This is a genomic window from Streptomyces genisteinicus (assembly GCF_014489615.1).
In the GTDB taxonomy this organism is placed as follows: domain Bacteria; phylum Actinomycetota; class Actinomycetes; order Streptomycetales; family Streptomycetaceae; genus Streptomyces; species Streptomyces genisteinicus.
Genome location: NZ_CP060825.1, coordinates 3,798,242 through 3,817,972 on the forward strand (window position 1 = coordinate 3,798,242; position 19,731 = coordinate 3,817,972).

At 73.0% G+C, this 19,731-nt stretch carries 18 protein-coding genes; 15 read left to right on the top strand and 3 right to left on the bottom strand.

Translation table 11 applies throughout. The annotated features are described in order from the left end of the window. Positions 1-53: 53 nt before the first annotated feature. Positions 54-1,037: a helix-turn-helix domain-containing protein gene (locus tag IAG43_RS16505; protein WP_187741486.1), complete on the bottom strand. Its 984-nt coding sequence runs from the start codon at positions 1,035-1,037 to the stop codon at positions 54-56. A gap of 128 nt (positions 1,038-1,165) precedes the next feature. On the opposite strand from IAG43_RS16505, the gene IAG43_RS16510 reads away from it, so the two are divergent. Next, complete coding sequence (locus IAG43_RS16510; RefSeq protein ID WP_187741487.1) at positions 1,166-1,462, top strand: hypothetical protein; 297 nt, start codon at positions 1,166-1,168, stop codon at positions 1,460-1,462. Then, positions 1,459-1,776, top strand: coding sequence for a Rieske (2Fe-2S) protein (locus tag IAG43_RS16515; RefSeq protein ID WP_187741488.1), 318 nt, complete (start codon positions 1,459-1,461; stop codon positions 1,774-1,776). Before IAG43_RS16510 ends, IAG43_RS16515 begins: the two co-directional genes overlap by 4 nt. Before the next feature lie 229 nt (positions 1,777-2,005). Here the strand turns inward: IAG43_RS16515 and IAG43_RS16520 are convergent, their stop codons facing one another. Further along, positions 2,006-2,410 (bottom strand): pyridoxamine 5'-phosphate oxidase family protein, encoded by a 405-nt coding sequence (locus tag IAG43_RS16520; RefSeq protein ID WP_187741489.1) that lies wholly within the window; start codon positions 2,408-2,410, stop codon positions 2,006-2,008. A gap of 142 nt (positions 2,411-2,552) precedes the next feature. Here IAG43_RS16520 and clpB point away from each other — a divergent pair, with 142 nt between their 5' ends. Both clpB and IAG43_RS16530 read left to right on the top strand, forming a co-directional pair. Beyond that, complete coding sequence (gene clpB, locus IAG43_RS16525; RefSeq protein WP_187741490.1) at positions 2,553-5,159, top strand: ATP-dependent chaperone ClpB; 2,607 nt, start codon at positions 2,553-2,555, stop codon at positions 5,157-5,159. Positions 5,160-5,332: 173 nt separating this feature from the next. Further along, the gene (locus IAG43_RS16530; protein ID WP_187741491.1) at positions 5,333-5,863 is read left to right on the top strand and encodes a type III secretion system chaperone family protein; all 531 of its coding nucleotides are present in this window, start codon (positions 5,333-5,335) and stop codon (positions 5,861-5,863) included. Between the two features lie 148 nt (positions 5,864-6,011). Here the strand turns inward: IAG43_RS16530 and IAG43_RS16535 are convergent, their stop codons facing one another. Beyond that, positions 6,012-7,208 (bottom strand): pyridoxal phosphate-dependent aminotransferase, encoded by a 1,197-nt coding sequence (locus IAG43_RS16535; RefSeq protein ID WP_187741492.1) that lies wholly within the window; start codon positions 7,206-7,208, stop codon positions 6,012-6,014. Between the two features lie 771 nt (positions 7,209-7,979). On the opposite strand from IAG43_RS16535, the gene IAG43_RS16540 reads away from it, so the two are divergent. The 11 genes from IAG43_RS16540 to kynU all read left to right on the top strand — a co-directional run bounded on the left by IAG43_RS16540 (position 7,980) and on the right by kynU (position 19,547). Next, positions 7,980-8,519 (top strand): DUF2617 family protein, encoded by a 540-nt coding sequence (locus IAG43_RS16540; protein WP_187741493.1) that lies wholly within the window; start codon positions 7,980-7,982, stop codon positions 8,517-8,519. A gap of 36 nt (positions 8,520-8,555) precedes the next feature. Then, a complete protein-coding gene (locus IAG43_RS16545; protein ID WP_246574386.1) occupies positions 8,556-10,097 on the top strand; it encodes a polyamine aminopropyltransferase in 1,542 nt (513 codons plus the stop codon). Positions 10,098-10,174: 77 nt separating this feature from the next. Further along, positions 10,175-11,170, top strand: coding sequence for an SRPBCC domain-containing protein (locus IAG43_RS16550; RefSeq protein ID WP_187741494.1), 996 nt, complete (start codon positions 10,175-10,177; stop codon positions 11,168-11,170). A gap of 115 nt (positions 11,171-11,285) precedes the next feature. Next, complete coding sequence (locus tag IAG43_RS16555) at positions 11,286-12,104, top strand: aldose epimerase family protein (protein WP_187741495.1); 819 nt, start codon at positions 11,286-11,288, stop codon at positions 12,102-12,104. 125 nt (positions 12,105-12,229) lie between these two features. After that, positions 12,230-12,769 (top strand): orotate phosphoribosyltransferase, encoded by a 540-nt coding sequence (gene pyrE, locus IAG43_RS16560; protein ID WP_187741496.1) that lies wholly within the window; start codon positions 12,230-12,232, stop codon positions 12,767-12,769. A gap of 188 nt (positions 12,770-12,957) precedes the next feature. Further along, positions 12,958-13,980, top strand: a complete 1,023-nt coding sequence (gene fbaA, locus IAG43_RS16565; protein WP_187741497.1) for a class II fructose-bisphosphate aldolase — start codon at positions 12,958-12,960, stop codon at positions 13,978-13,980. A gap of 72 nt (positions 13,981-14,052) precedes the next feature. Next, entirely contained in the window at positions 14,053-15,249 is a 1,197-nt protein-coding gene (locus IAG43_RS16570; protein ID WP_187741498.1) for a MalY/PatB family protein, read from the top strand. Between the two features lie 88 nt (positions 15,250-15,337). Then, positions 15,338-16,846 (top strand): MFS transporter, encoded by a 1,509-nt coding sequence (locus IAG43_RS16575; RefSeq protein WP_246574387.1) that lies wholly within the window; start codon positions 15,338-15,340, stop codon positions 16,844-16,846. 10 nt (positions 16,847-16,856) lie between these two features. After that, on the top strand, positions 16,857-17,270 hold the full coding sequence (locus IAG43_RS16580) for a DUF3151 domain-containing protein (protein WP_187741500.1): 414 nt from the start codon (positions 16,857-16,859) through the stop codon (positions 17,268-17,270). Positions 17,271-17,527: 257 nt separating this feature from the next. After that, positions 17,528-18,349: a tryptophan 2,3-dioxygenase gene (kynA, locus tag IAG43_RS16585; protein WP_187741501.1), complete on the top strand. Its 822-nt coding sequence runs from the start codon at positions 17,528-17,530 to the stop codon at positions 18,347-18,349. Continuing rightward, the gene (gene kynU / locus IAG43_RS16590) at positions 18,342-19,547 is read left to right on the top strand and encodes a kynureninase (RefSeq protein ID WP_187741502.1); all 1,206 of its coding nucleotides are present in this window, start codon (positions 18,342-18,344) and stop codon (positions 19,545-19,547) included. Before kynA ends, kynU begins: the two co-directional genes overlap by 8 nt. The last annotated feature ends 184 nt before the right edge of the window (positions 19,548-19,731 follow it).

Genomic DNA, 19,731 nt, shown 5'->3' on the forward strand with positions numbered 1-19,731 from the left:
ATGCGTACCCCGGCCCGCGCGCACCGGGCGCGTACGGGCGCACGGGGCGCCCCTCAGCCGGCGTCGTCGAGGATGCCCGACTGGGCGATGAGGTAGCCGAGCTGGGCCCTGCTGCCGCTGCCCAGGGTCGCGTTCAGTTTGGCGATGTGGGCGCGGCAGGTGCGGACGTTCATCCCGAGGCGGCGGGCGATCGAGTCGTCCACATGGCCTTCGACGAGGAGTTTGGCGATCGAGCGCTGCACGCTGGTGATGCCGTCCATCCCGGGCGCGTAGGAGCGCTGCTCCTCCCACGGGGTGGCGTGCAGCCAGAACTGCTCGAAGACGCCCACCAGATAGCGGACCAGGCCCTCGTGGCGCAGTTCGAGGGCGACCTGGCGGTCGCTGCGGGCGGGCACGAAGGCCACTTTCCGGTCGATGATGATCAGCCGGTCGATGATCTCCTCGAGGGTGCGGACCTCGACCCCGTACGGGTTCACCCGCTCCACGTAGGCCAGTGTGGAGGGGTGGTGCCGGGCGGTGTGCTGGTACAGCGTGCGCATCTTCACGCCGTTCTGGAGCAGGGGCTCGGCGCGGCGCAGGGCGTGTTCGAGTGTGTCGGGGCGGCGGCCGCTTCCTGGCTGTACCGTGAGAAGTTCCTCCGCACACTCGACAGTTGCCCGGTCGAGTGCTGTGTTGATGTGTACCAGACCCTCCAGCACGGTGATGGCATGGCGGGCGGACAGGTCCTGGGCTGTCAGGTTCATGAACGGTTCGAAGGTGCCGGCGATCGACATCGCGAGCTGCCGGCGCTCCTGGATCTCCCGTTCGATGGGGTGCATCAGCTGGTTGAGGGCGAGCGAGGGAGGAACGGGGCGCAGCCACTGGGGGTCGTCGGGGTCGGGGCGCAGCAGCACGAGGTCGAGCAGGCAGGGAGCCTCCACGGCCTCCGCGCGGGAGAGACGTCCGGTCCGCAGTGCCGTTGCGTAGAGGTTCTTCCCCGCTTCGCATAGTTCGGCAGCACTATGCCTATGTCCCGTTTCATGCTGGTTCGACGCCATGTGACACCCCCTCAGGGTCCTGAATTACAGGAACATGATGCCCGTGGTCGCTGGTGGAAGCATTCGGCGTGAGACATCGTCTTAGACGCGGGGGGAGGGTAATGAACAGAATGGGGTGGAGATCCTCCATGAACAGGACGGTTGGCATAGTTTGCACGCTCGCTGCCGCGGTGGCCGCGTTCGGCGCCGCGGGCACCAACGGTGAGCCCTCGTGGGAGGTCAAGCCGGCTTCCGCGGTGGCCAACGGCGAGCCGTCGTGGGAGTCCGAGCCCGCGGTGACCAACGGTGAGCCCTCGTGGGAGTCCGAGCCCGCGGGCACCCGTGGCGAGCCCTCGTGGGAGTCCGGACCGGCCCACGTCGTGATCGCCGGCGGAACCGAACTCTCCTGGGAGAGTGCTCCCGTCGACGCGGACCCGGCAGCATGACCATCCCTCCGGACGACCGGGTCTTCCGGCGCGAGATGGCCTCGGCCTATCGGTCCGGGTGGCATTTCATCGACCTCGTCACGGCCATCCCCCACCGTGGCGACTCGTTGATGGTCACCCTGTTCGGCGAGCCGATCGTCGTCGCCCGCGAAGAGGACGAGGACGTCCGTGCGTACCGGTGCCTGCGCCGGCCGCGAGGGGCGCCACAGCCCGTCCGCTGTGCCATCCGGTACGGCATGATTTTTGTCAACCTCGACGCGCGTGACCACCAGCTCGTCGAGTCCGACACCACCGCCACCCCCCGCAGTGCCTGAGCGATTCCCCCGTCGTTCCAGATCGCTCAGGTGCTTCCCCCACACAGCGGCGCCATCGTGGACCTGAAACACGATGGCGCCGTTGTGCTGCCCGGACGCCGTCCGGCGCCGCCGCGCCCCGGGTGTCCGGGTCCCGGCGCCCGCCCGCGCGCCGCCAGGGTGGCCCGGCCCATGGCGTCGCGCCCCGGCGGGCCGTTCCGGCCGGCTCCGCAGCGCCGCCCGCGGTCCGTTACGCCCGGCCCATGGCCCGGGTGAGCGCGATCTCGATGACGATGCGGTCCGGGTTCGGCCTCGGGTCGCGGCCGTAGCGCTCCTTGTAGCGGGCCTCGGCGTCCGCGACCGCCTCCGCGTCCCCGCGGACCGTCGCCACGCCCTCCAGCGTCGCCCAGCGGCGCCCGTCCACCTGGCAGACCGCCACCCTCGCGCCCTGCGGCCCCGCGGCCGCCACGTTGCGCGCCTTGCGGGTGTGCCGTCCGGTGATCACCCGCGCGACGCCGTTCACGGGGTCGTACGTGGCGCCGACCGCCACGACGTGCGGGGAGCCGTCGGGCCGCGGCGTCGTCAGCGTGCAGATGTGTCTCTCGCGCCAGAAGCTGAGGTAGGACTCGCCGGGCTCGCGGGGGTCGATCGCCATGAGCGGAACATAGCGCGCCGTTCCGTCCCGCGAAGCACCCTGAGTGGAATAGACTCAACTTTGGTGACGTTGACTGAGTCACAGTGACCGAAGGGGCCGGCCGGCCCCCGATGACCCACCGGGCGAGGAGGAGACACCGCACGTGGACGCCGAGCTGACCAACAAGAGCCGGGATGCGATCAACGCCGCGAGCAACCGGGCCGTGCAGGACGGGCACGCCGACCTGACCCCCGCGCATCTGCTGCTGGCCCTCCTGGAGGGCCGGGACAACGAGAACATCGTCGACCTGCTGGCCGCGGTCGAGGCGGACCAGGCGGCCGTGCGCGCCGGGGCCGAGCGCGTCCTCGCCTCGCTGCCCAGCGTCACCGGCTCCACGGTCGCGCCGCCCCAGCCCAACCGCGAGCTGCTCGCCGTCATCGCCGACGCCGCGAAGCGGGCCGGGGAGCTGGGGGACGACTACGTCTCCACCGAGCACCTGCTGATCGGCGTCGCCGCCAAGGGCGGCGCCGCGGGAGCGGTGCTCGACGGACAGGGCGCCACGGCGAAGAAGCTGCTGGACGCTTTCGAGACGGTACGAGGAGGACGCCGGGTGACCACACCCGATCCCGAGGGTCAGTACAAGGCACTGGAGAAGTTCGGCACCGACTTCACCGCCGCGGCGCGGGAGGGCCGGCTCGACCCGGTCATCGGCCGCGACCAGGAGATCCGCCGCGTCGTGCAGGTGCTGTCGCGGCGCACCAAGAACAACCCGGTGCTCATCGGCGAGCCCGGCGTCGGCAAGACCGCCGTCGTCGAGGGCCTCGCGCAGCGCATCGTCAAGGGCGACGTCCCGGAGTCGCTGCGCAACAAGCGCCTGGTCTCGCTCGACCTCGGCGCGATGGTCGCGGGCGCCAAGTACCGCGGCGAGTTCGAGGAGCGGCTGAAGACCGTGCTCTCCGAGATCAAGGAGAGCGACGGCCAGATCATCACCTTCATCGACGAGCTGCACACCGTCGTCGGCGCCGGCGCCGGCGGCGACTCGGCCATGGACGCGGGCAACATGCTCAAGCCCATGCTGGCCCGTGGCGAACTGCGCATGGTCGGCGCCACCACGCTCGACGAGTACCGCGAGCGCATCGAGAAGGACCCGGCGCTGGAGCGGCGTTTCCAGCAGGTGCTGGTCGCCGAGCCGACCGTCGAGGACACTATCGCGATCCTGCGCGGGCTCAAGGGCCGCTACGAGGCCCACCACAAGGTGCAGATCAACGACAGCGCCCTGGTCGCCGCCGCCACCCTCTCCGACCGGTACATCACCTCGCGCTTCCTGCCCGACAAGGCGATCGACCTGGTCGACGAGGCGGCCTCCCGGCTCCGGATGGAGATCGACTCCTCACCCGTCGAGATCGACGAGCTCCAGCGGGCCGTCGACCGGCTGCGCATGGAGGAGCTGGCCCTGAAGAACGAGTCGGACCCCGCCTCCCGGCAGCGCCTGGAGAAGCTGCGCCGCGACCTCGCCGACCGGGAGGAGGAGCTGCGCGGCCTGACCGCCCGCTGGGAGAAGGAGAAGCAGGGCCTCAACCGCGTCGGCGAGCTGAAGGAGCGCCTGGACGATCTGCGCGGCCAGGCCGAACGCGCGCAGCGCGACGGCGACTTCGACACCGCGTCCAAGCTGCTCTACGGCGAGATCCCCTCCCTGGAACGCGACCTGGAGGAGGCGTCCGAGGCCGAGGAGGAGGCCTCGAAGGACACCATGGTCAAGGAGGAGGTCGGCCCCGACGACATCGCCGACGTGGTCGGCTCCTGGACCGGCATCCCCGCGGGCCGGCTGCTGGAGGGCGAGACCCAGAAGCTGCTGCGCATGGAGCAGGAGCTGGGCCGCCGCCTCATCGGGCAGGCCGAGGCCGTGCAGGCCGTCTCCGACGCGGTGCGCCGCACCCGGGCGGGGGTCGCCGACCCGGACCGGCCGACGGGCTCGTTCCTCTTCCTCGGCCCCACCGGCGTCGGCAAGACCGAGCTGGCGAAGGCGCTCGCGGACTTCCTCTTCGACGACGAGCGGGCCATGGTCCGCATCGACATGAGCGAGTACGGCGAGAAGCACAGCGTCGCCCGCCTGGTCGGCGCGCCTCCCGGCTACGTCGGCTACGAGGAGGGCGGCCAGCTCACCGAGGCCGTGCGGCGCCGCCCGTACAGCGTGGTCCTGCTCGACGAGGTGGAGAAGGCGCACCCGGAGGTCTTCGACGTCCTGCTCCAGGTCCTCGACGACGGGCGGCTGACCGACGGACAGGGCCGCACGGTCGACTTCCGCAACACCATCCTGATCCTGACGTCCAACCTCGGCAGCCAGTACCTGGTGGAGCCCTCGACCTCCGAGGAGCGCAAGCGGGAGCTGGTGCTGGACGTGGTGCGGGCCTCCTTCAAGCCGGAGTTCCTCAACCGGCTCGACGACCTGGTGGTCTTCACCGCGCTCACCCGGGACGAGCTGGCGCACATCGCGAAGCTCCAGATCGACCGGCTCGCGAAGCGGCTGGCCGAGCGCAGGCTCACCCTGGACGTCACCCCCGCCGCCCTCGACTGGCTGGCCGACGAGGGCAACGACCCCGCGTACGGCGCCCGCCCGCTGCGCCGGCTGGTGCAGACGGCGATCGGGGACCGGCTCGCGAAGGAGATCCTGGCCGGTGAGATCACGGACGGGGACACCGTGCGGGTGGACCGCTTCGAGGACGGCCTGATCGTCGGCGCCGCGCAGCAGGACCGCCCCGCGGCGGGCTGAGCACCGCGGGCGTGCGCCGCGCGGACCGGGAACCGCACCCCGGCCCGCGCGGCGCTCCGCCGTGCTCCGCGGCGGGCGGCTGTCAGCTCGCAGCGGATAGCGGGTGGCGGGGCTTGCGCCGGGCGGGCGGGGATGGGAGAGGATGGCGGCATCCGTACGAAGGGAAAAACACGGTGACCATCGATCCGTCCTCGATTCCGAATTTCGGGGGCCAGCCCCAGCCCCAGGCCGCAGGACCGGCGGGCCCCGTCGTTCCCGACCAGGACCTGGTCAAGCAGCTGCTCGAGCAGATGGAGCTCAAGTACGTCGTCGACGACGAGGGCGACCTCGCCGCGCCGTGGGAGGACTTCCGCACGTACTTCATGTTCCGGGGCGAGGCCGAGCAGCAGGTCTTCTCGGTGCGGACCTTCTACGACCGTCCGCACCCGGTGGAGAAGCGGGCCGAGATCCTGGAGACGATCGACGACTGGAACCGTCGCACCCTGTGGCCCAAGGTCTACACCCACCAGCACGAGGAGGAGGGCGCCGAGCCGTCGCTCCGCCTCATCGGTGAGGCCCAGATGCTGATCGGCACCGGCGTCAGCCTGGAGCACTTCGTCTCCTCCACGGTCAGCTGGGTCCGCGCGTCGATCGAGTTCGACAAGTGGCTGGCCGAGCGCTTCGGCCTGGCGACCGGCGAGGAGAAGCCGGCCGACGAGGCCTGAGCCCCCGCGCCCGTGGCGTCACGCAGGGCCCGCACCGCGCGAGCGGTGCGGGCCCTGTCGCGCGTGGGGTGCGGGCGGTGCGGGCCGGGGTGGCCGCTCACGCCGCCGGGTGCGGGGAAGAGCCCGCCCGCGGGAGGAGCGCCGGGCGTCACGGCTTCAGCGTCCCGAGCCGGGACACCGCCTCCTCCAGTACGGCCGTCCGCTTGCAGAAGGCGAACCGCACGAAGGGCGCGCCCTGTTCGCGGTCGTCGTAGAAGACCGCGTTCGGGACGGCGACCACGCCGCAGCGCTCCGGCAGGGCACGGCAGAACGCGAAGCCGTCGCGCTCGCCGAGCGGGCGGATGTCGGTGGTGACGAAGTACGTCCCGGCCGGGCGGTGGACGGCGAAACCGGCCGCCGCGAGACCCTCGCTCAGCAGGTCCCGCTTGGCCCGCAGATCCGTGCGCAGGTCGTCGAAGTAGGAGTCCGGCAGGCGCAGCGCCTCGGCCACCGCGTACTGGAAGGGGCCCGCCGAGACGTAGGTGAGGAACTGTTTCACCGAGCGGACCGCCGTGACCAGGGCGGGGGAGGCCGTCAGCCAGCCGACCTTCCAGCCGGTGAACGAGAACGTCTTGCCCGCGCTCGACACGGTCACCGTGCGGTCCCGCATGCCGGGGAAGCCGGCGAGCGGCAGGTGCTCGCCCTCGAAGACCAGGTGCTCGTAGACCTCGTCGGTGACGACCAGCAGGTCCCGTTCGACGGCCAGCGCGGCGACGGCGGCGAGTTCGTCGCGGGTCAGGACGGTGCCCGTCGGGTTGTGCGGTGTGTTCAGGAGGATGAGCCGGGTCCGGGGGGTGACCGCGGCGCGCAGTTCGTCGAGGTCCAGGCGGAAGACGCCCTCGTGGGGGCGCAGGGTCACCGGTACCCGGGTGCCGCCGGCCATCGCGATGTTCGCCGCGTAGGAGTCGTAGTACGGCTCCAGGGCGATCACCTCGTCGCCGGGCCCGACCAGGGCGAGCAGCGCGGCCGCCACGGCCTCGGTCGCCCCGGCGGTGACCAGGACCTCGGTGTCCGGGTCGTAGGAGAGGCCGTAGCGGCGCTGCTGGTGGGCGGTGACGGCGGTCCGCAGCTCGGGGACGCCGGGACCGGGCGGGTACTGGTTGCCGCGGCCGTCGCGCAGCGCCCGGACGGCCGCCTCCCGGATCTCCTCGGGGCCGTCGGTGTCGGGGAAGCCCTGGCCGAGATTGATCGCCCCGGTCCGCGCGGCCAGCGCGGACATCTCGGCGAAGATCGTCGTGCCGAAAGGCGCCAGCCGGCGGTTCAGCAGGGGCCGTGATCCCGGTTCGCTTCCTGTCATGACCGCCATCCTGGGCCGAACCTCTGGACTTGCTCAAGTCGGCTTTGGCTTTCCGGGCGCGAGGGCATTCCCCTGTCACACGCGTGAGAAGTGCATGACAGCACAGGACACGGAAGCGGTCGCGCAGCGTCGCGGGGGACTCGCTCCGGGGGACGAGCAGGGACGGTGAAGTGATGATGATCTTCGGGACGGTATTCATCGGGCTGGTGATCGTCGGCGTCGTGGTGGCGATCGTGGTGACGGTCAGCCGCTCCGCGTCGCCGACGCGGCGCCGCGGGGGCCGCCGGGGCGGCGGTTCGGGCGGCTCCTGGGCGAGCGGATCGTCCTCCTGCGGTGGCGGCGGCGGAGGCTGCGGAAGCAGCTCGTCGTGCGGCGGCGGGGGTGGATGTGGCGGAGGCAGCTGACACGGGGCAGCTGGTCCGGCGCGGGTGAACCCGCCCGGCGGGGGTGACAACTCCCGCCGGGCGGCTTTCCGTTGACGGGGGACTTTGCCAATGGCAGGGCCGTCGCCGCCGCGGTGCGGACGGTACCCGTCGTTTTCGATTGAACAGATGAACCGTGAGGCCCCCGGGGGGATGGAAACCGCAGCAAGTTGGCAAAAACCGCTGTGGTCTCTGCTCACTTCGTGATTCCCTCGATTCTGGAACCAGTTGGTTCCGGCCAGTTCTCGGACCTGAAACGGACCCCGAACGGTCTCCCCCCTCACGTCGTGCGCCCCGTTCCGGGGGGCGCCGTTCGCACGTGCCCACCCGCCGACGCGCGTCCTTGCGGAGCCGACCCATGCTCACGACCATCGATACCGCCTACACCGACACCCGTGCCGACGACCTGGCCTGGGCGCTCGGCCGCGAGCCGCTGCCCGCGCTGGCCGTCCTCGATCTCGAACTGTCCGGCGCGTCATTGCAGTTGAGGCTGCTCGGTGCGTCCCACCAGGTCCTCCTCGACCAGGGCGGCCAGTCGTGCTCCGAGACGGTCGCCTGCATCCCCGGCAGCAGCACCCCGCTTCCCCTGGGCGTGGCGAAGAGGCTCGGCGACTGGGAGTACGACTTCGCCGCACGGGTCGAGACCTTGTCGCGGCAGTCGTTCGCCGGGCGCGCGCAGGAACTGCTCGCGCTGGTCACCGACCACCCCCACGGTCTGGCCGGAACCTTCCCCGGCGATCCGCACGCCTTCACCGCGATGCTCGCTCAGCGGGGCGAGCGCCAGGTGCAGTGGCGCACCTGGCACGCCTACCCCCAGGAGGGCCGACTGGTGGTCACCCGGACCCGGGTCGGCACGCTGGGTACGGCCCCGGGCACCGCAGTTAGCTCTTGTGGGTGACAAGTAACGCGACATGTGTGACGTAGCGTTACGAAAGTGATCGACCGGCAGCAACTCTCCCCGCACACGGACGTGGTACTGCTCCCCGTGCGGCCCGAAGCGGCCCGGTATCTGATCCTGGCCGTCGTCTTCGTCTGCGCCGCCTGCGGGCTGGTCTACGAGCTCGAACTCGTCGCCCTCGCCTCCTATCTGATCGGCGACTCCGTCACCCAGGCCTCCGTCGTGCTCTCCCTGATGGTCTTCGCCATGGGCCTCGGCTCCCTGCTCGCCAAGCGGCTCCGCTGCCGCGCCGTGGTCGGCTTCGCCGTGCTGGAGGCGGTGCTCGCGCTGGTCGGCGGGGGCTCGGGGATGATGCTGTACGCGGCGTTCGCCTGGAGCGGCGGCGCCCACCTGGTGCTGGTGTCGTTCTCGCTGGCCATCGGCGTCCTCATCGGCGCGGAGATACCGCTGCTGATGTCCCTGATGCAGCGGGTCTCGCGCCGCGACGCGGAGGGCACGGTGGCCGACCTCTTCGCCGCCGACTACGTGGGCGCCCTGGTCGGCGGGCTGGCGTTCCCCTTCCTGCTGCTGCCGTGGCTCGGCGAGCTGACCGGCGCCCTGCTGACCGGCGCGGTGAACGCGGTCGCCGGCGGCGTGCTCGTCCTCTGGCTGTTCCGCAGGGACATGACCCCCCGCACGCGACGCCGGCTCGTCCTGCTGAACGCGGCGGTCCTCGCGCTGCTCGCCGCGGCCGCCGCGCTCGTCGGCGACTTCGAGGCGGCCGCCCGGCGCGCCGTCTACGGCGACCAGGTGCGGGTCGCGGTGCGCACCGGGGTGCAGGAGGTCGTCCTCACCGGCCGGGCCTCCCAGCCCCCCGACCTCTTCATCGACGGGCAGCTCACCGTGCGGGGCAGTGACGAGCACCGCTACCACGAGGCCCTCGTCCACCCCGCCATGAACGGTCCGCACGCCCGGGTGCTGATCCTCGGCGGGGGCGACGGCCTCGCCGCCCGCGAGGCGCTCGGCTACCCGGACACCGTCTCCGTCACGGTCGTCGACCTCGACGCGGGCCTGGTGCGCCTCGCCCGCCGGGACCCCGCGCTCTCCGCCCTCAACGGCCGCGCCTACGACGACCCGCGCACGGAGCACGTCACCGCCGACGCGTTCTCCTGGCTGCGCGGCGCCCGGCGCGGGACGTACGACGTGATCGTCTCCGACCTCCCCTGCCCGGGGACGGCCGGGGGGAAGCTCTACTCGATGGAGTTCTACGGACTCGCCCGGCGGGTGCTCGCCCCCGGCGGCCGCGTCGTCGTGCACGCCGGCCCGGCCCGGGCGCACCCGGGCACCTACTGGACGGTCGCCGCGACGGTGCGGGCGGCCGGGCTCGCGGTCACGCCGTACCGCTCCGACGGCGACCACGGCTTCCTGCTGGCCGGTGTGGGGCATCCCCCGGCCCTCGCGCTCGACCCCGCCGTGCCGCGGCTGCGGTCCCCCCTCGCGGAGCGGCTGCCCGGGTACGGTCCGGCGGCGGAGCACGGCCGGCCGGAGGGCGCCTGGCCCCAGCCGTCGACGCTGGTGCGTCCGCGGTACGCGCGCTGACGCCGTGCGAGGGGCGTGCGCGTGCGCGCCGCGTGAAAGGCAGACGGGACGGGCCGGTCTGAGTAGGCTCGGTTCCCATGGAGCATGAGGCGTTCGTTCCGGTTCCGGCCGAGACCCTTCGACAGGCGCTGCGCGACCCCGCCCGGGTCGCCCGCTGCGTCCCGGGGCTCCAGCAGGACGCCGACGAGGCGGCCGGGCCGCTCACCGGGAGACTCAAGATCCGCGTCGGCAGCCACACGATCACCTACCGCGGTGTGCTGCGCGTGGTCGAGGCGGGCCGGGACTTCGTGGTCGACGCGGAGGGCGCGGAGGTCCGGGGCGGCGGTGCCGTCAAGGTGGCCCTGACCGTCCGTCCCGAGCCGACCGACGGGGGCACGACGCTGACGTTCACCGGCTCCGCCGGCGCGGAGGGCCGCCTCGCCGAACTGGCCGGGGACGCCCGGACATCGGCCGCGCACCGGCTGCTGGACCGGTTCGCCGAGGCGCTGGCGGCCGTGGCGTTCGAGGAGCCGGGGACGCCCGCGGCCCCGGCGCCCGGGACCGCCCCGGTCGCGGGCGCCGTGCCGGAGAACGGGGCTGCCGCGGGCGACACGCCCGACGGTCAGGAGCAGGCCGACCACGTCGACGACATCGCGGAGGACGCCGGGGACGACGCGGGCGCGGCGGAGGGAGGGGACATCACGGAGAGCCGGGGCCTCGGTTCGGTCTTCGACGTCCCCGTGCCGCCCCCGTCGCTCGGACCGGACGCGGACGACGCCTTCGACGACGAGCACGACGCCCTGGCGGCCGACGCCGACGACGAGGACCTCTCCGCGATCGAGGACCTCCAGGACCTGGACGATCTCGCCGGACTCCCCGGCGAGCCGGCCGCCGAGGCGGCCCACGCCCGCCGCACCATGATCGGCCGCAGCGCCGAGGAGGTCGACCACGCGCCGCCCCGCGGCCGGTACGCCCCGACCCCCGCGCCGGCGGCGTCGGGCACCGGAGCGGCGCTGCGCTGGATCGCGCCCGCGGCCGCGCTCGCCATCGCCTCGGCGGTCGTCGTGGGCCGCGCCCTGCGCCGGCGGAACTGAGGCCGGACGGCGCGGGATTGGCGCCCGCGGCGTCCGGCCGGGCGCCGCGGGACCGGACCCGTCCGTCTTCGGCACGGTGGCGCCGCGCCGCGGCCGGCGCGGCTAATGTCGTCCTGTGAACAGCAGCCAAGAGAGCGTCCGGCTCGCCGCCGGAGACGTCGAGTTGACCGTGCACCCGGAGAACGGCTGCCGCATCGCGAGCCTGCGCGTCGGCGGCACCGAGCTGCTGAGGCAGGGCGACCGGTACGGGGCGTTCCCCATGGTCCCCTGGTGCGGCCGCACCAGGGAGGGCCGCTTCCGCAACGGCGGCATCGTGCACCGACTCCCGCTGAACGCGCCTCCGCACGCCATCCACGGCACCGGCCGCGACACGGCCTGGCACACCGCGGTGGCGGGCGCGGCCGAGGCCGCGTTCACCTACGACCTCACGGAACCCTGGCCGTACAAGGGGAAGGTGACGCAGACCTTCGCGCTCACCGAGGACTCGCTGACCGTCGCCCTGGGCGTCGAGACGGCGGAGACCTCGTTCCCGGCGCAGGCCGGGTGGCACCCCTGGTTCCTGCGCAACATCGGCGGCGAGGACGTGCGGATCGCGTTCACGCCCGAATGGCAGGAGGAGCGCGGCGACGACCATCTGCCGACGGGCCGGCGGATCGCACCGGAGCCGGGGCCCTGGGACGACTGCTTCGGGATGCCGGCGGGCGTCGAGGTCACCCTGACCTGGCCCGAGCAGCTCGAACTGACCGTCGCCTCCCGCACGCCCTGGGTCGTGGTCTACGACGAGCAGGACGAGGCGGTGTGCGTGGAGCCCCAGTCCGGCCCGCCGGACGGCCTCAACACCCGTCCGCAGCTGGTCACCCTGGTCGATCCGCTGGAGATCTCGACGACCTGGACCTGGCGGAGGCTCGACGCAGGCGCGGACACCGCGATCTGAGGGCGCGGTCACCGGGCACCGGGCGGGTGCACGGGCCCTGCGAACGGTTGCGGGCACCGGGGCCCTGCGACGGCGCGGAGGCCGGGCCCCGGGAGGCGTCCCGGACAGCGCTTAAGCTGACGGGCATGACTGACGTTCGTGCTGAGCTGCTCCAGCAGATCAAGGACAAGGCCGTGGTGCACGGCAAGGTGACCCTCTCCTCGGGCATCGAGGCCGACTGGTACATCGACCTGCGCAGGATCACGCTCGACGGCGAGGCCGCCCCGATGGTCGGCCAGGTCATGCTCGACGCGACCGCGGAGCTGGACTACGACTGCGTCGGCGGCCTGACGCTGGGCGCCGACCCGGTCGCCACCTCGATGCTGCACGCCTCCGCCGCCCGCGGGCGGCGACTGGACGCCTTCGTGGTCCGCAAGGCCGGCAAGGCGCACGGGATGCAGCGCCGGATCGAGGGCACCGACGTGAAGGGCCGCCGCTGCCTGGTCGTGGAGGACGTGTCCACCACCGGAGGCTCCCCGCTCACCGCCGTCGAGGCGGTCCGCGAGGCCGGCGGCGAGGTCGTGGCGGTGGCGGTGATCGTGGAGCGCGGAGCCGCGCCCAGGATCGCCGAGGCGGGCCTCCCGTACGTCAACGCCTACTCGCTGGAGGAGCTGGGCCTCGCCTGATCATGGTGTGACCTGCGGTGATACCGAGGGGCGGGCTGTTTCACGTGAAACAGCCCGCCCCTCGCGCGTGCGGGCGCCACGGTCGTGGTGGAGCCCGTGCAGGAGTCTGGAAAGATAGGCCGCGACGATGACGTCGCCCCCAGGTCAGGGCCAGCACCACATACCCGCACATCACAAGGAGCGGACACATGCCCATCGCGACTCCCGAGGTCTACAACGAGATGCTCGACCGGGCGAAGGCAGGCAAGTTCGCCTACCCGGCCATCAACGTGACTTCGTCCCAGACCCTGCATGCGGCACTGCGTGGCTTCGCCGAGGCCGAGAGCGACGGCATCATCCAGATCTCCACCGGTGGCGCGGAGTTCCTGGGCGGTCAGCACAGCAAGGACATGGTCACGGGCGCCGTCGCCCTGGCCGAGTTCGCGCACATCGTCGCCGCCAAGTACGACATCACCGTCGCTCTGCACACCGACCACTGCCCCAAGGACAAGCTGGACGGCTACGTCCGCCCGCTGCTCGACGTCTCCGCCGAGCGCGTCAAGGCCGGCCGCAACCCGCTCTTCCAGTCCCACATGTGGGACGGCTCCGCCGAGACCCTCGCGGACAACCTGGCCATCGGCCAGGAACTGCTCGCGCAGGCCGCCGCCGCCAAGATCATCCTTGAGGTCGAGATCACCCCGACCGGTGGCGAGGAGGACGGCGTCACCCACGAGATCAACGACGAGCTGTACACCACCGTCGACGACGCCCTGCGCACCGCCGAGGCCCTCGGCCTGGGCGAGAAGGGCCGCTACCTGCTGGCCGCCTCCTTCGGCAACGTCCACGGCGTCTACAAGCCGGGCAACGTGGTCCTCCGCCCCGAGCTGCTGAAGGACCTCCAGCAGGGTGTGGGCGAGAAGTACGGGAAGACCTCCCCCTTCGACTTCGTCTTCCACGGCGGTTCGGGCTCGACGGCGGAGGAGATCACCACCGCCCTGGAGAACGGCGTCGTGAAGATGAACCTCGACACCGACACCCAGTACGCCTTCACGCGGCCCGTGGTCGACCACGTCTTCCGCAACTACGACGGCGTGCTGAAGGTCGACGGCGAGGTCGGCTCCAAGAAGACCTACGACCCGCGCACCTGGGGCAAGCTGGCCGAGGCGGGCATGGCGACCCGTGTCGCCGAGGCCTGCGCCGCCCTGCGCTCCACCGGCACCAGGATCAAGTAACGCGTCCGGCCCGCGGGCCCGGCGTCCCCTCGGGGCGCCGGGCCCGCGGGCTGTCCGCAGGAGGGGAGGGGCATGGGCCCGCAGACACACTCCGGGGCGGCCGCCGCCGGCGGGGGCTTCGACTTCGACACGGTGGTCGACCGCCGCGGCACCTGGTGCGTGCAGTGGGACGGCGTCGCCGACCGCTTCGGTGTGGACGGGCTGCTGCCGTTCACCATCTCCGACATGGACGTCATGTCGCCGCCCGTGGTCCTCGACGCGCTGCGCGACCGGGTCGCCCACGGCGTCTTCGGCTACACCGACTGGCGCCAGGAGGACTTCCTCTCGGCGATCCGCGACTGGTACGCCGTCCGGCACGGCACGGCGATCGACACCGACCGGGTCGTCTACGCCCCGTCCGTGCTCAACCAGCTCTCCCAGCTGCTGCGGATGTGGACCGCGCCCGGGGACGGCGTCGTCGTCCACACCCCGGTCTACGACGGCTTCACCAAGGCGATCACCGGCCTGCGGCGGGACCTGCGCGGCGTGCCGGTCGGCGACATGGACGCGCTGGAGGCGCAGCTCGCCCGGCCGGACAGCAAGGTCCTGGTCCTCTGCTCGCCCCACAACCCGACCGGCCGGGTGTGGACCCGCGACGAACTGCTCCGCACCGCCTCTCTCGCGGCGGCCCACGACGTGGCCGTGATCAGCGACGAGATCCACGCCGACTTCGTGCACACCGGCCGCCACCTGCCGTGGACCGGCTTCGGCTCGGGCCGGTGGGCGCTGATCACGTCGGCCACCAAGGCCTTCAACTTTCCCGCGCTGAGCGGCTCGTACGGTGTCATCGGCGACCCCGGCGACCACGCGGAGTTCCTCCGCCGGATGCAGACCGCCGAAGGGCTCGCCTCTCCCGCGGTGCTGTCGCTGACCGCGCACATCGCTGCCTACCGCGAGGGCGCCCCCTGGCTGGACGCCCTGGTCGCCCATGTCGCGGGCAACCTGGAGATGCTCGCCGGCCGCCTGGAAGCGGCCTTCCCCTCTCTGGGCTGGCGGCCGCCGCAGGCCGGCTATCTCGCCTGGATCGACCTGCGCCCCCTCGGGGTCGGCGCCGCGATCGGCGACGAGGCGCTCCAGCGGGAGCTCGTCGAGGGCGAGAAGGTCGCGATCATGCCGGGGACGACGTACGGCGCGTCCGGCTTCGTCCGGCTGAACGTCGGCTGCCCGCGTCCCAAGGCGGAGCGCGGCGCGGACGCCCTGATCCGCGCCCTGCGCCGCCTGGGGGCGTAGCCCGGCGGCCCGCCGGGGCGCCGGTCCCGCCGGGGCGCCGGTCCCGGCGGGGATGGCGGGGCGGGCCGGGGGTGGGGATGATCGGCGTATGGACGACGAGCGGCGGAGCGGACCGGACATCAGGCTGTCGTCGGCCACCGGACGCTGGATCGTGCTCACCACCGTGCTCGGGTCCGGCATGGCGCTGCTCGACTCCACCGTGGTCAACGTGGCGCTGCCGCGCATCGGCGAGGACCTCGACGCCGAGCTCTCCGTCCTCCAGTGGACGGTCAACGCCTACATGCTCACCCTCGCCGGGCTGATCCTGCTCGGCGGCGCGCTCGGCGACCGGTACGGGCGGCGGCGGATCTTCGTGCTCGGCGTCGTCTGGTTCGCGGTCGGCTCGCTGCTCTGCGGGATCGCCCCGAACGGCGAGGTGCTGGTGGCCGCCCGGGCCCTCCAGGGCATCGGCGGCGCGCTCCTCACCCCCGGGTCGCTCGCCCTCATCCAGGCGAGCTTCCACCCCGACGACCGGGCGCGCGCGGTCGGGCTCTGGTCCGGTCTCGGCGGCGTGGGGGCCGCGATCGGGCCCTTCGTCGGCGGCTGGCTGGTCGACGGTCCCGGCTGGCGGTGGGTGTTCCTGCTGAACGTCCCGCTCGCCGCGCTCTGCGTGCCCGTCGCCCTGCGCCACGTCCCGGAGTCCCGCGACCCCGGCGCGAGCGGCCGCTTCGACGTCCTCGGCGCGCTGCTCGGGGCCGCCGCGCTGGGCCTGGTGACGTACGCGCTCATCGACGCCGCCTGGTGGGCGGGCGCCGCCGGCGTTCTGGTGGGTGCGGCCTTCGTCCTGGTGGAGGCCCGGCGACCGGACCCGATGCTGCCGCTGTCGATGTTCCGGGTGCGGCTGTTCACCGCGGTCAACCTGGTGACCCTCTGCGTGTACGCGGCGTTCGGCGGCTTCTTCTTCCTGATCGCCCTCCAGCTCCAGGTGGTCGCCGGGTACTCGGCCCTCGGCGCCGGGACCGCCCTGCTGCCCACGACGCTGCTGATGCTGCTGCTCTCCGCCCGCTCCGGCGAGCTCGGCGAGCGCATCGGACCGCGCATCCCGCTGACCGTGGGACCCCTGCTGTGCGCCGCCGGGATGCTGCTGACCCTGCGGGTCGGCGAGGACGCCTCCTACCTCGTGGACGTGCTGCCCGCGCTGCTGGTCCTCGGACTCGGCATGGTCACCCTGGTCGCGCCGCTGACCGCGACGGTCCTGGCCTCGGTCGACACGGCCCGCGCGGGCATCGCCAGCGGCATCAACAACGCGGCCGCCCGGGCGGCCGGCCTGATCGCCGTGGCGGCGCTGCCGCTGCTGGTGGGCATGGGCCCGGAGGCGTACCGCTCGGCGGAGGAGTTCGGCGACACGTACCGGAGCGCGATCCCGCTGTGCGCGGCGGTGCTGGTGGCCGGGTCGCTCATCGCGTGGGCGACGGTCCGCCGCCCCTCCCCGGCCGAGGAGGCCGACCGCTGCCACCCGGAGTGCCGGGTCAACTGCGGTGTCAGCGCCCCGCCGCTGGAGCCGCCGCGGGCGGCGGAGCGGCCGACCGGCGCGGACGGCGACCGGGCCGACCTGTGACACTGGGGCCATGGCCATCCACGAAAACCTGCTCGGGGGACCGCCCCCGACCCATCTGCCCGACGAGCCCGAGCCGCGTGAGCTGCTCGCGGGCGGCAGCACGCCCGCCGATGTGGCGGCGAAGTACCCCACCAGTTCCCTGGCCTGGGCGCGGCTCGCCGACGACGCCTTCGAGCGGGGCAGCGTCGTCGAGTCGTACGCGTACGCCCGGACCGGCTACCACCGCGGCCTGGACGCGCTGCGCCGCAGCGGCTGGAAGGGCCACGGCCCGGTGCCCTGGGAGCACGAGCCCAACCGCGGCTTCCTCCGCGCCCTGCACGCCCTGGCACGGGCCGCACAGGCCATCGGGGAGCAGGCCGAGTACGAGCGCTGCGCGCAGTTCCTCCGCGACTCGTCCGAGACGGCGGCGGACACCCTCGGCTGACGGTCCGGCCCGGCGGCGGGCCCGTCCCCCCGCCGGGGACGGGCCCGCCGCCGGGGCGGTGCGCGCCGCCGCCGGGGCGGTCCCGGGCCAGGTCAGCGGTGTCGGGGCGGTCCCCGCGGGCCCGGTGCGGCCCGGCGGAGGGGAACCGTCCCCACAGGGCAGCCCGCGCGCACATGGTCCTATGATGCGGATGGGGACCGGGGCCCACCCGCATCAGGAAGGGGCGGACCGCTACCCGGATCGTCGAGGAGACAGCGATGTCACATGACGCCGCCCCGAATCTTGATTTCGCGGGCACCACTCCGTACGAGGACTACGTCCAGGCGGACGTGCTCACCCATTTGCAGCATCCTCTGTCGGACGACCCCGGCGAGATGGTCTTCCTGGTCACGACCCAGGTGATGGAGCTGTGGTTCACCGTCGTCGTGCACGAGTGGGAGACCGCGGCCCACGCCCTGCGGCAGGACGACATACCCGTCGCGATGGACGCGCTCAAGCGGTCCGCGCGCGAACTGGAGGCGCTGAACGCCTCCTGGCGGCCGCTCGCCAACCTCACCCCCGCCCAGTTCAACTCCTACCGCAGCGCCCTCGGCGAGGGCAGCGGCTTCCAGTCGGCGATGTACCGGCGCATGGAGTTCCTCCTCGGCGAGAAGTCGGCGTCGATGCTGGTCCCGCACCGCGGTGCGCCCCGGGTGCACGCGGAGCTGGAGAAGGCGCTCCACGAGCCGAGCCTCTACGACGAGGTGCTGCGGCTGCTCGCCCGCCGCGGCTACGCCGTCCCCGCCGAGGTGCTGGAGCGGGACCTGTCGCAGAAGTACGAGCCGTCGGAGCGGATCGAACGGGTCTGGGCCGAGCTGTACGGGGCCGAGGAGCAGGACACCGAGCTGATGCGGCTCGCCGAGGCGCTCACCGACGTCGGCGAACTGGTCTGGCGATGGCGCAACGACCATCTGGTGGCGACCCGGCGCGCGATGGGCTCGAAGGTCGGCACCGGTGGCTCCGCGGGGGTCTCCTGGCTGGAGAAGCGCGCCCGCAAGAACGTCTTCCCCGAGCTGTGGACGGCCCGCAGCCATGTCTGAGTCCCTGGCCCCGAGGGCCGCGGCGCTGGACGCCGCAGACGAACTGGCCGGTGCGCGCAAGCTGTTCGCGCTGGACGACGCCGTCTACCTCGACGGCAACTCGCTGGGCGCGCTGCCCGCGCACGTGCCCGACCGGATCGCGGACGTGGTCACCCGCCAGTGGGGGCAGCTGCGCATCCGCTCCTGGACCGAGGGCGACTGGTGGACCGCGCCCGAGCGGATCGGCGACCGCATCGCGCCGCTGGTCGGCGCCGCACCCGGCCGGATCGTGGTCGGCGACTCCACCAGCGTCAACGTCTTCAAGGCGGTCGTCGGCGCGGTGCGGCTGAACCCGGACCCGGCGCGCACGGACGTGCTGGTGGACGCCACGACGTTCCCCACGGACGGCTACATCGCCGAGTCCGCGGCCCGGATGACGGGCCGCCGGATCGTGCCCGTGGCACCCGGGGAGCTGGCCGGCGCGCTCGGCCCGGCGACCGCCGCGGTCCTGCTCAACCACGTCGACTACCGGTCCGGCCGCCTGCACGACCTCCCGTCGCTCACGGCCGCCGTCCACGAGGCCGGGGCGCTCGCCGTCTGGGACCTCTGCCACAGCGCGGGCGCCCTGCCCGTCGGGCTGGACGCCCACGGCGTGGACCTCGCGGTCGGCTGCACCTACAAGTACCTCAACGGCGGCCCCGGTTCGCCCGCCTACCTGTACGTGGCGCAGCGTCACCAGGCCGCGTTCGACTCCCCGCTGCCGGGATGGACCTCGCACGAGGACCCGTTCGCGATGAGTCACGCGTACACGCCCGCGGGCGGAGCGGTCCGCGGCCGGGTGGGCACGCCCGACATCCTGTCGATGCTGGCGCTGGAGGCGGCGCTCGACGTCTGGGACGGCGTTTCGATCGACACGGTGCGCGCCAAGAGCCTCGCCCTGACGGACTTCTTCCTGGAGTGCGTCGCGGCGTACGTGCCCGAGGGACGGGTGACGTCCCTGACCCCGGCCGCGCACGCCGAACGCGGCAGCCAGATCGCGCTGCGGTGCGACGAGGCGCCGCGCGTCATGGACGAGCTCATCGCCCGCGGCGTCATCGGCGACCTGCGCCGCCCGGACGTGCTGCGCTTCGGCTTCACCCCGCTGTACGTGGGCTTCGCGGACGCGGAGCGCGCGGCGCGGGTGCTGGCGGAGGTGCTGTCCGAGCAGCCCCGCGACTGACCGGGCCCCGTCCGGGGGCGCCGAGCCCCCGGACGGGGTGCCGTCACGCGGAGCGTGGCCGTGCGCCGGGAGGTCCGGACACCTTGCCCGGGGGTCCGGACTCGCGGCCGGGGGTTCGATCGCCTGCGGCGGCCTGCACGTACCGGCCTGTGTATGTCCGTCCCCGTGCGTGCGCATCCCCCTC